The organism is Desulfobulbus alkaliphilus (assembly GCF_016918545.1).
In the GTDB taxonomy this organism is placed as follows: Bacteria; Desulfobacterota; Desulfobulbia; order Desulfobulbales; family Desulfobulbaceae; genus Desulfobulbus; species Desulfobulbus alkaliphilus.
On sequence record NZ_JAFFQC010000007.1, the window covers coordinates 134,231 to 145,824 of the forward strand.

General features: G+C 52.2%; 11 protein-coding genes and 1 riboswitch. Of the genes, 9 read left to right on the forward strand and 2 right to left on the reverse strand.

The window, feature by feature from the left end:
* Positions 1-385 precede the first annotated feature (385 nt).
* The 8 genes from phoU (at position 386) to JWG43_RS05740 (ending at position 7,942) form a co-directional block, all read left to right on the forward strand.
* Complete coding sequence (gene phoU / locus JWG43_RS05705) at positions 386-1,048, forward strand: phosphate signaling complex protein PhoU (RefSeq protein ID WP_205241853.1); 663 nt, start codon at positions 386-388, stop codon at positions 1,046-1,048.
* A 593-nt stretch (positions 1,049-1,641) separates the two neighbouring features.
* The gene (locus JWG43_RS05710) at positions 1,642-3,666 is read left to right on the forward strand and encodes a response regulator (protein ID WP_338033240.1); all 2,025 of its coding nucleotides are present in this window, start codon (positions 1,642-1,644) and stop codon (positions 3,664-3,666) included.
* Positions 3,667-3,931: 265 nt separating this feature from the next.
* Positions 3,932-4,984: a methyltransferase gene (locus JWG43_RS05715; protein WP_240193409.1), complete on the forward strand. Its 1,053-nt coding sequence runs from the start codon at positions 3,932-3,934 to the stop codon at positions 4,982-4,984.
* Positions 4,985-5,244: 260 nt separating this feature from the next.
* Complete coding sequence (locus JWG43_RS05720; protein WP_205241855.1) at positions 5,245-5,514, forward strand: FitA-like ribbon-helix-helix domain-containing protein; 270 nt, start codon at positions 5,245-5,247, stop codon at positions 5,512-5,514.
* Entirely contained in the window at positions 5,514-5,924 is a 411-nt protein-coding gene (locus JWG43_RS05725) for a type II toxin-antitoxin system VapC family toxin (RefSeq protein ID WP_205241856.1), read from the forward strand. Before JWG43_RS05720 ends, JWG43_RS05725 begins: the two co-directional genes overlap by 1 nt.
* Before the next feature lie 93 nt (positions 5,925-6,017).
* Positions 6,018-6,881, forward strand: coding sequence for an REP-associated tyrosine transposase (locus tag JWG43_RS05730; RefSeq protein ID WP_205241857.1), 864 nt, complete (start codon positions 6,018-6,020; stop codon positions 6,879-6,881).
* Between the two features lie 14 nt (positions 6,882-6,895).
* A complete protein-coding gene (locus JWG43_RS05735) occupies positions 6,896-7,159 on the forward strand; it encodes a TfoX/Sxy family protein (RefSeq protein WP_205241858.1) in 264 nt (87 codons plus the stop codon).
* A gap of 99 nt (positions 7,160-7,258) precedes the next feature.
* Complete coding sequence (locus tag JWG43_RS05740; protein ID WP_205241859.1) at positions 7,259-7,942, forward strand: fibrobacter succinogenes major paralogous domain-containing protein; 684 nt, start codon at positions 7,259-7,261, stop codon at positions 7,940-7,942.
* 294 nt (positions 7,943-8,236) lie between these two features.
* Here the strand turns inward: JWG43_RS05740 and JWG43_RS05745 are convergent, their stop codons facing one another.
* Together JWG43_RS05745 and JWG43_RS05750 are read right to left on the reverse strand one after the other, a co-directional pair.
* Entirely contained in the window at positions 8,237-9,730 is a 1,494-nt protein-coding gene (locus tag JWG43_RS05745) for a glycine betaine uptake BCCT transporter (protein WP_205241860.1), read from the reverse strand.
* 25 nt (positions 9,731-9,755) lie between these two features.
* On the reverse strand, positions 9,756-10,553 hold the full coding sequence (locus JWG43_RS05750; protein ID WP_205241861.1) for a universal stress protein: 798 nt from the start codon (positions 10,551-10,553) through the stop codon (positions 9,756-9,758).
* Between the two features lie 131 nt (positions 10,554-10,684).
* Between JWG43_RS05750 and JWG43_RS05755 the strand changes: the two genes are divergently transcribed.
* The gene (locus JWG43_RS05755; RefSeq protein ID WP_205241862.1) at positions 10,685-11,053 is read left to right on the forward strand and encodes a hypothetical protein; all 369 of its coding nucleotides are present in this window, start codon (positions 10,685-10,687) and stop codon (positions 11,051-11,053) included.
* 202 nt (positions 11,054-11,255) lie between these two features.
* A riboswitch (cobalamin riboswitch) is annotated at positions 11,256-11,438 on the forward strand.
* The last annotated feature ends 156 nt before the right edge of the window (positions 11,439-11,594 follow it).

Sequence of the window (11,594 nt, forward strand, 5' to 3'; positions counted from 1 at the left end):
TGTATTCCTTGGAATTGTACTTCTATTCCTTTGATTACCTTTGCCGACGCACCTCGATGCAGACAAAGTATCCCATTTCTGGATTGACTCTGGTCAGGGTTTGACTCTTTCCTGGATCCGTCAGCGTTCGTCCGTGCGTCAGCTTTATTGCCGGTGACCGTTCGATTAAAGTACACTATATCGGACGGTTACCGGCAATGAAGATGGCGTGCGGTCGGACGCCCCCAAGGGCAGCTGGTGAAGGTTGTTATCAAGGGTTCCACTGCAATTATAATCTGATTACAGCAGGATATATCCACAACAAGCGTCCAGCCGTCACGGATTCATGTCGTTGCCAAAGAGAAACCTGCCGGGGGGGGAGCCCCTCCACAAAGGATTGCCCATTATGTCCCAGATATTTTTACGTGAGATTGAAAAAATCAAGGCCCAGTTGGTCTATCTCTTCAAGATGGTGGAAATGAATTATACCCTGTCCTGTCGCTCCCTTAACGAAGGCGATATGGCGGCGGCCCAGGAAGTATTTCGCCGCGAGAGGGAGATTGATGACAAAAAAATCGACATTCAGGAGGAGTGTTTTAAAATAGTTGCTCTCCATCAACCAGTGGCCTTCGATCTCCGCTTTCTCATGGCTACCCTCAAGTTCAATAACGATCTTGAACGAATTGCTGACTTGGCCGCGAGTATCGCCAACCGGGCCCAGATCCTCAATAAAATGCCGCCGGTCGATCTGCCCTTCGATGTCGACAGCATGTCCAACCACGTTCACTCCATGCTGACGCGCAGTCTCGATGCCCTGATCAATTTGGATCAGGATCTGGCGAAGGCGGTACTGAACGACGAAGAAGCGGTCAATGAAATACATCGCTCCAACTTGCAGGCGATTAAGAAATTGATCGTCAAGAACCAGGAAAATATTGACGCGCTGCTCAATTACCTGGCAGTCTCCCGCTATATGGAACGAATCGCCGAATATGTGACCAACCTCTCGGAAGAAGTGGTCTACATTATTGAAGGAGAAATTATTCAACATCCCCACCAGGACAAATAAACGTCCATCCATTCTTCCATTGGCGATGGATGTGGTTGTGCCAGCCGCCCTCCCATCGCCAGTGAGTCCTCCCGCCGAACTTTTTTTTGCAATTCCCTGATACCAGAGCGATCATATACCTGATCAGGGTTCGCACCTGTCTGATGCATCAGGCTCTTCTCTTGTACGCAGGTACGGATTCCTCCGATTTGTGCCGACGTGGCCGAACGTTATAGCCCTCTTGTACCGACACTTGCTCGGTGCAAGAAGGGGTGCCTGTAATTGCCTTGCGCGAGCATCGTGCAGCATTCCTTCTGGAGCATACTGACAGCCCGTTTGGTTATTCATTATTGAGGTTGAATTTTTTTGTTTTTTGGGCTTGTTTAAGCACAGTGTAAGCAGAGAATTTTCTCCTCTGAACCGATAAAGAGGAAACCTGGTTGATTTCCCAGTCTACATGCACTGGACATACTTTTTCTCGCACGGCCAGAGATAATCAGGAATCAGCTTAACCCGGCAGTGTGCTTCCCAAACGAGGCATGACAAGGCAAATCTTTCTCTGCCTGAATGCTTGGACCTTTCGGCCAATTTAACAGGAAACACTTGCATTGAATGTGGACAAAAAACAGAGAGCGGTTGAAAAGGCTGCCAGAAACGCTGAAAAATGTATCTTGCAGTACTTGAATGCTTACCTCACGAACCGGGATTTAAATTCCGTTGCCGCCATGCTGCATCCAAAAATGAACGGTGTCGGTACCGGTGCAGATGAGATTGCCGTTGATCTGCCTGCAGCGATGTCCTTATACGAGCGAGATCTAAAAAATATTACGGAGCCTATAGAATTTGTTGTACGCCAAAAAATTTTCAACCCTGTTTCGGAAGAGGTTGTTGTAGCCTTACTGGTATTCGATTGGCATCTCAAAACTGGTTTGCACCAAGTGAGCATGCGGGGGTTGCGTTTGTCGTGCGTCCTCACAGGATGCAATGGCAGCCCTTCGATATTTCATATGCATTTATCCACCGCGAGTGCAATGCATGATGAGGGCGAATCCTATCCCATGAAGGAAATTCGTCTGCTGACTGACCGGCTGCATCAGGAAATCGCGGAAAAAACCAGAGCACTTGAAAAATTCCGCCACTTGTTTGAAGGGGCGGAAAATGGAATACTGGTCGCCCGAGGGGATACCATAGAATTCGCAAACCCGGCACTGAAGCATATCCTGGGCCATGACGCTGAAAAAATCACTTCAGAACCCTTTATTACATTCATCCACCCTGATGACCGGGCAACGGTCCTCGACCGGCATATCCGGCGGATGCGAGGGGAGGACCTGGAAAAATCCTACGATTTCAGAGTGGTCGCATCTGACGGATCTGTCAGGTGGATAAACCTCAGTGCCCAGATTATCAACTGGGATGGTGACCTGGCCAACCTGAGCTTTGTCAACGATATCACCGAACGTAAAACGGCGGAAAAAGAACACGAAAAACTGCAGGAACAGCTTTTTCAAGCCCAGAAGATGGAAACAGTCGGCCGGTTGGCCGGAGGGGTGGCGCACGATTTCAACAATATGCTGGGCGTGATCCTTGGATATTCAGAAATGGCTCTAAGCCAAATGGCAGCCGACCATCCCTTGCATGGGGCCTTGCACGGAATCAATCAGGCTGCTCAGCGCTCCGCCGACCTGACCCGCCAACTTCTGGCGTTTGCCCGCAAACAGACAATTACGCCCAGGATTATCGACCTGAACGAAACCGTTGAAGGAATGCTCAAGATGCTGCGCCGGCTCATCGGCGAAGACATCGACCTGATCTGGCTGCCTGGCCGGAACCTTTGTCCGGTCAAGATGGATCCCGCCCAGATCGACTTGATTCTGGCCAACCTGTGCGTCAACGCTCGGGATGCCATCAAGGGCCATGGTAAAGTCACGATTGAGACAGGCCTGACTTCGTTCGATGATGCCTGGGGCGCTGTTCACACCGGGGTGGTGCCGGGCGAGTACGTGCTGCTGGCGGTCAGTGACAACGGCTGCGGCATGGACCAGGAGACCATCAACCATATGTTCGAACCCTTCTTCACCACCAAGGAGCAGGGCCAGGGTACCGGTCTCGGGCTCGCCTCCGTGTACGGCGCCGTCACCCAGAATAACGGCTTTATCGACGTGGAAAGTGAACCGGGCCAGGGGGCAACCTTCAAAATCTACCTGCCGCAATATGTCATCAGAACCGAACCCCTGCCTGTACAGGATCAGGTTGGGGCGACGATGCGCGGCCACGAAACCATATTACTGGTAGAAGACGAACCGGTAATCTTGAAAATGCTCAGGACCATGCTCGAACACCAAGGATACACAGTACTGACGGCGGGTTCCCCGGAGGAAGCCATCCGCTTGGCCGAGGAACACTCAAGCCGCATCGATTTGCTCATGACAGATGTAGTCATGCCCGGGATGAATGGCCTCGACCTGGCCAGGAATCTGCTTTCTCGCTACCCCGGTATCAAAACCCTGTTCATGTCCGGTTATACCGACGACGTCATCGCCCACCACGGAGTGCTGGACGAAGGCGTGCATTTCATCCAAAAACCCTTTTCGATGAGAGTCCTGGGGGAAAAACTACGCGAGGCCTTGGAAGGTTGATATATTCCTGAATCTGTGAACGTTTGTCGGTGCGCCAGCTTCATTGTCCGTGGCCCTTCGATTAAAGTACACCTCATCGGACGGGTACGGGCAATGAAGCTGGCGTGCGGACGGACGCCCCGAAGGCGGCGGATGAAAGTTATTTTCAAGGATTCAGCTGCAATTATGACCTGATTTCAAAAAATAAAACTCAAACAAGAGTCCAGCCGTCACGGATTCAGGAAAACGTATCCCCGCAAGAAGGACCGGGAAGGAGACAAACAGCATGATCCACACTTCAGGTGCCCAGGAGCAGGCCAACGCCGCCATGACGGTCCCGGAACTCCTCAAGGTAGCCAGCGGCTGCTGGAAACCATGTACTCTGCACGCCGGAGTCAAACTGGATGTTTTCAGTCACCTGGCCCAAAGACCCATGACGGCTGCGGACCTGGCCCGTCTGCTTGAGGTTGACGCTCGCGGCCTCGACATGCTGCTCCATGCTTTGGCCGCGATGGATCTGCTGCGCAAGGAAGAGGACCGGTTCAGCGCCACCAAATTCAGCGCCGAGCATCTCGCCCGACAGTCGCCTCATTATCTTGGCCACATCATCATGCATCATCATTTTCTGGTGGACGGTTGGAGCCGGCTCGACGAAGCAGTTCAGCACGGGAAACCGGTGCGCAAACGCTCGTCCCACGATGTCGACAGCCTTGAACGGGAAAGCTTTCTTATGGGCATGTTCAACCTGGCCAACCGGATTGCCCCGCAGGTGGCAGCGGCCATCAACCTGGGTGGCCGGCGCCGCTTGCTCGACCTGGCCGGCGGCCCCGGCACCTACGCCATCCATTTTTGCCAACAGAACCCGGAACTGACCGCGGTCGTCTTCGACCTACCAACCACTCGTCCCTTTGCCGAACAAACGGTGGCCCGGTTTAATCTGACCGATCGAATCGACTTTGTCGCCGGGGACCTCGTCGTCGATCCCATCGGTTCGGGCTTTGACGTGGTCTGGCTTTCCCACCTGCTCCACAGCGAAGGCCCTGAAACCTGCGCCACCATTGTCGCCAAGGCGGTCGAAGCACTCACCGAGGACGGCCTGCTGCTGGTGCAGGAGTTCATCCTCGACGACAGCCGCACCACACCAATCCACCCTGCGCTTTTCTCCCTGAACATGCTGATCGGCACACCTGAAGGCCAGGCCTATACGCAGGGGGAACTGTCTTCCATGATCCACCAGGCTGGATTCGACCAGGTTCGGCGGCTGCCTCTTGAACTTCCCAACGGAGCGGGCATCCTGGCGGCTGTTCGGTCGACCGCATCACCGGCCCGGCAACCATGAACAACTATTTTGAACAAAGTAATCCTCGGAATCATAACTCGATTCCTTTCGCTCAACAGCCTGCATTATGCTATATCAAGAACCGGCGCGGCAGGAAATGACTGAGCCAATGGAGTTCGAAACTGAGCGCCTTCGGGTTTCTCTTAAGCCGCCGGCATGAAGAACCATGTCCGCCAGTTACTGTTCATGCAAAATGATTGCATTTTCATGCACTGAAACGTATTATATTGTCATCAGCTAAAAATTTCCTGAGGAACGCCATGGCCACATTACAAGTCAGATCTATTGATGACCAGTTATACGAAGCGTTGGGAAAGCTAGCGGAACGGGACCACCGGTCCATCAGCCAAGAGGTTGTTGCCATTTTGAAGGAGCATCTTTCTCAACCAGTTCGGCATACCGCCACCACCGCAACTGAAGAATTTCTCAGCCTATGCGGCACGTGGCAAGAAGACCGATCAGCAAAAGAGATCGCAGATGAAATACGCGCGCACCGGCAGTCGGCAACCAGGTTCAAGAACACACTGTAATGTATTTGCTCGATACCGATACGCTCATCTATTCGTTGAAAGGTGATCCTGTAACAGTTGCCAATTTTCGTAAGTTTGCGGGCTCCCCTAAGGCGATTTCCGTTATCACCTATGGGGAACTGGTCTTTGGTGCTCATCGCTCGCACAGGGTTACCGAAAATCTTGCCAAGGTATATCGGCTCAAGGAAATTTTTCCCCTGGTTGATGTGTCGCCGGCAATTATGGATATTTTCGGTGTCCTCAAGGTGCAACTCTATAATGAAGGCACACCAGTTGACGATTTTGATCTCATAATCGGGGCCGCAGCACTGACCACCGGCTATTGCGTGGTTACCAACAATGAACGCCACTACTCGAAAATTCCGGGATTAAAAGTCGTCAATTGGACCAAGGAAGACCCTACGATGTAGAGTATCCAAGGAACTGGGGTCACAAGGAACTGGGGTCACAAGGAACTGGGGTCAGATCTTGATTCTTGAATTATTTCGGAGTATCCTTACCTCATGGCTCGACCACTCCGCATAGAATTTCCGGGAGCCATCTACCATGTGACATCCCGGGGCAACGCACAGGCTGCCATTGTTCTGGACGACATCGACAGGAGCGCCTTTCTCTCCGTCCTCGGACTGACAATGCGCCGGTTCAACGTTATTTGCCACGCGTATTGCCTGATGACCAACCACTTCCATCTCCTGCTTGAAACTCCGGATGCCAATCTGTCCAAGGCCATGCGCCAGTTCAACAGCGTCTACACGCAGGCATTCAACCGGCGGCATGGCCGGGTTGGTCACGTGCTGCAGGGACGGTTCAAATCCATTGTCGTTGACCGGGACGCCTATCTTCTCGAACTATGCCGGTACATAGTCCTGAACCCGGTCAGGGCCGGAATGGTCAAGGAGCCTGGCAAGTACCCGTGGTCCAGTTACCAGGCCACGGCGGGGCTTCGGAAGAAACCGGATTTTCTGGCTGTGGACTGGATTCTTGAACAGTTTGGTGCTGATCGCGTCCAGGCCCGGAAAAAATACCGTCTCTTTGTCAAGGCGGGGCTTGATTCAGAATCGCCCTGGAATGACATCAAAGGACAGTGCCTGCTCGGAGACGACCCGTTTCTGGAAAAACTTTCTCCCCTGCTCAAGGACAAAAGCGCGTTGACGGAAATTCCTCGTGTGCAGCGTTTTGCCGACCGTCCAGCCTTGGAGACGATCTTACAGGGCACGGAAGACCGTGCGCAGCGTGACGCAGCCATCCTCAAGGCCTGCCATGAGTATGGCTATACCCAGGCACAGGTTGCTACTGCGACAGGATTGCACTATTCAACGGTGAGTAAAATCATCGGGAAAAAGCATAATTCAAGATTCAAGATCTGACCCCATAGAACACTATGTCTCGGAATAGGAAAATCACCGACCTCAGGAATATCGGCAAGAAGATTGCAGGACGACTGAACGAAGTAGGAATTTTTTCTGAGAGCGATTTAAGGAGAGTTGGTGCGGTTAATGCATACAGTAGGATCAAGGAGAAGCATCCGAATAAGACCTTACCGGTTTGCTACTACCTGCATTCATTTGAAGGCGCTTTAACTGAAAAGCATTGGAATGAAATCAGTGAGCAAAGAAAACAGCAACTGAAAGCACAAATCGGCTAACAAGGCACTGCACCGAACGGTCACAGACAATACAGCTGAGGCACGGACGAACACGCACGGATCCAGGATTGTTACACAAGGAATGAAGGAGGGTAAAAAATGAAAAGTGCAAGATCCTTTTTGATTGCAGCGGTAATGACTGCAATGATGATGACAAGCTGTGGCGGCTCCGACAGTGGAGACGCAGAGCAAACAGCTTCATCCGAAGAAGTCGAAATCGGCAGCCAAGTTTGGATGGCGTCAAATCTGAACGTTGACAAGTTCCGTAATGGTGATCCTATACCACACGCTCAAACCGATGAAGAATGGGAAAGAGCCGGAGAAGAAGGAAAACCTGCCTGGTGTTATTACAATAATGACCCTGCCAATGGCAAGAAGTACGGCAAGTTGTACAACTGGTATGCTGTGATGGATCCGAGGGGATTGGCTCCGGAAGGATGGCAAATCCCCTCAGATGAAGATTGGAACGAACTGGTCAGCTATCTCGGCGGGCGACAAGTCGCCGGAAAGAAGCTGAAAAGCAAGAGCGGTTGGGACAGGAACGGTAACGGCACCAACGAAAGCGGTTTTTCAGGTTTACCCGGTGGCGCCCGGATAGCTACCGGCAATTTCTCCCACATTGGTGAAGGCTCTTACTGGTGGAGTTCTACCGATGACGGCTCACAATCTTTTATCCGGACACGTATACTGGAGCATGGGAATGACCGAGTCTTGAGGGGCGCCACCCATATGGCCTCAGGGTTTTCCGTGCGTTGCCTCAGGAATCCTGAGGTCAGCCCTTGACCGCAGCGGGTGGAGTGAGCAGATAACGAGGAAGAATGCTGGAGAGCCGAGCATAAGGGGTCAGCATAAGGGGTCAAGTCTTTCTTTGGCTCTTACTGTGAATATGTCACAGGTGTAAATTATGTCGATCTGTTGCAGCTACCTCCCAATCGCATGGTATCGCAGCGTAATCGGAGAGAGGAGATACAAAAGCCAAAAAGAGACTTGACCCCTTTCCGCTGACCCCTTTCCGCAAATGACCCCTTTCCGCCCCCCTTCGTCCCTCCATCCAGACCTTGGCATAGCAGACCCAACTTACCGCTGCAACTGACTTTCCCGTTTTTCGGAGGCCAGGGCCTTCCAGATATTGTAGCACATCAACAACAAAATGAAATTGAATGGCAAGGCAGCGGTGATGGCCATCCGTTGCAGGGCCGCCAATCCACCGGAGACAAGCAGAATGGAGGCCACGGAGGACTGGATGACTCCCCAGGTGATTTTTTTGGCCAATGTGGGGTTAGGCGACCCTTTACTGGTCATGATGCCCAGAACAAAGGTGGCGGAGTCCGCCGAGGTCACAAAAAAGACGATCAGTAGCACAATGGCGGCGTTGGCCAAAATCATCGAACCTGGAAAGTGATCGAAGACCAGAAACAGACCGGTGGAGACGTCGTTTTGGACCGCCATGCCGATGCTCGTCCCTTTTTCCAGCTCCAGGAACAACGAAGCCCCCCCAAACACGCTGAACCAGACAAAAGTTAACAGAGTCGGCACCAGGAGCGCTCCCCAGATGAACTCGCGGATGGTTCGTCCACGGGAAATCCTGGCCACAAATATGCCCACAAACGGCGACCAGGCGATCCACCAGGCCCAGTAGAACAAGGTCCAGCTTTTGTACCACTCCTGCCCCAGAAACGGATTCACGGCCAGGCTCATTTCCAGCATACTGCCCATGTATCCACCTATGGTGTTGGTAAACACGTTGAGAATATATGAGGTTGGTCCGGCAACCAGCATGAACAGGAGCAGGATGAAGGCGAGAAAGATATTGGTCTTGCTCAGGGTCTGGATGCCTTTATCCAGGCCAACGACGGCGGAGACCATGAACAGCAAGGTGGTGACCAGGATAATCAGCAGCGTGAATGTGCTGGAGGAAGGCAGACCGTACAGGTGTTCAAGGCCGCTGTTGATCTGAATCGCACCGAGTCCCAGTGAGGTGGCGATTCCAAAGATGGTGGCAAAAACGGCCATGATGTCGATAAAATGGCCGATGGGTCCGTAAATCCGGTTGCCAAGCATGGGGTAGAAGCAGGAACTGATCAGGGGCGGCATGCCGCGACGAAAGGAAAAATAAGCGATACCCAGACTCATCACGATATAGATCGCCCAAGGATGAAGACCCCAGTGAAAAAAACTGTAGCGCATGGCAAAGGTGGCCGCTTGTCCGGTTTCCGGTTGGACAAATTCCGGCGGGTCCATGAAGTGACTGAGAGGTTCGGCCACGCCCCAGAAAATCAGGCCGATGCCCATCCCAGCGGCGAAAAGCATGCTAAACCAGCCGAAGTAGGTATACTCCGGTTTTTCATGATCGCGACCCAGCTTGATCGTGCCATACCTGCTCAATGCCAGAACCACACAGAATATGAGGAAAAAAAAGCCTGAAAGCATGTAAGCCCAGCCGAAATGGGCTATGATCGCACCGTGCAGGAAAGTGGATACTCGATCCAGTAATGCCGGGTCGACCACCCCGGCAAGGACGAACACGACGACGATGACCAGTGATATCAAAAAGACCTTGTTGTCAAACATGGAAAATTCCCGAATAGAGTACTATTTACGGAACCAGCAAAACAGAACTGGAGACTCCCGAGGTAACCCGCGCGCAGGTAGAACCAAGCAGCTTGGAAGGAAATGGTTCGTTGAGCCGCCCAAGAACGACCAAATCGGCCTGGATCTGTTCGACAACCTCGATAATGTGTTTAGATGGCGAACCGATCCGGGAGATGACAGACATTTCATGAAAGTCATCTTCGAATTTCCCGGTCAGATCCTTCAGCATCTGCTCGACATTTTCCCTGCGCAATTGTTCGGTGAAAGGGTCGGACGCCCTTTCACCCACATGCAGAATTGTCAGCTTGGAAATAAACTGGCCAAGCATGCGGACATACAGCCAAACCCGGCTCGCCGCTTTGCGGAAATCAGTGGCAAAAACAAGATGGCGCACCTTTTCGGTATGCTCCAGCTCCGGGCGTTGTTTATGGATGAAGACCGGGATATCGGAAAGCCGGATGATGTCTTCTGTCGTACTTCCCAGCAACGAGGACACCAGAAAGTTTTTTCTACTGGCAGGCAGGTAAATGACATCCGCTGCCAGGTCCATGGCCTGACGGGTGACTTCCGAGGCTACATGCCCTTCCATAAGCAGGGGCGTAGCCTGGATTCCAACCTGGTTCAGTTCGTCGACAAGATGTGCTAACCGGGCCTGAATCAGGTCTTTGTTACCAAGCCCAGGGGTCATAACGTGGAGCAGGACAATCTGCTGGCCACCGAACCGGTCGATAAATGATGCGCGAATCTTGACATCTGCAAGAGACTCACTCAGGTCCAACGGTTGCACAATCTTTTTCAACATGGCAAATCCTCTGGTCGTTGATCTGTAACTTATCAAGGGGTTTGACCTGTATGGCTTGTCACGCATCTGCATTGTAGCGATGGCTCGAACCCCAGGCTAGTGCAGACCTGGATACTCGCTAGAGCCCTTCAATGCGGGCCGATACGTTCCAGTGCATAAGGCAACATTTGATCAAAGTCTTTCAAAGCATTGGCATTCCGAACGAATTATGCCATGGCCATGCTGAAGGCAATGCAAACCGGATGCACGACACATGGCAGGTTTTCTGCTGCTCCAGAACGGTTCTGCATATCCCAATTCAACTTTCGATGCAAGGCTGGAATCGATTGTCCCTGGTACAGGTTTCTCAGGCCCACTTCGGCAGTGACCGTTCTGGTGGTCATATCGAGGATCATCGCCTGCCTTCATTGATGCCTGAATCCAGGCGATGCTCATTTCCCCAACTCATTTCTGCCCTTTTTTACCACCCCGTACCTTGGCTGTTTTTTTCACAAATCTGAATCCGAGAGCGTTCGTCCGTGCGTTTTCCCAATAAAGCTCTTATCGACAGAACCCTCAGGTGTCATGCGCAAAATTACCTGTCTGCAACCGTAGATTAGGGACGCTGCTCAATTTTCCTCCACCGATATATTTCTCCACCCGATTGATCACTGTTGCTTCCATGATCGATATTATTTTCTTGACTTTCATAACACCATGGGTTCTATGGTGTCCAGTTCAGGTGTTCGTAAGAACTTAAAAGGGAACTCCGTGCAATTCGGAGACGGGCCCGCCGCTGTAACCGGGGACGAAAGCCGCTTTGATGTCACTGACCATAAGGTTGGGAAGACGCGGCAAGTAGGATGAACCGGGAGTCAGAAGACCTGCCTGGACTTTGAGGAGACGACTGCGAGGACGGCAGCGTACCCCCGGCATAGCTTTTCCGCGGATAAAAAAGGGATATCCCGGATCGAAATGTTTCGATCCGGGTTTTTTTTTGCTCAAACTCTTTCCGCCCCTGCCCCTGCCCCTATTACCAATCTCCAACCCCACGAACCTAGC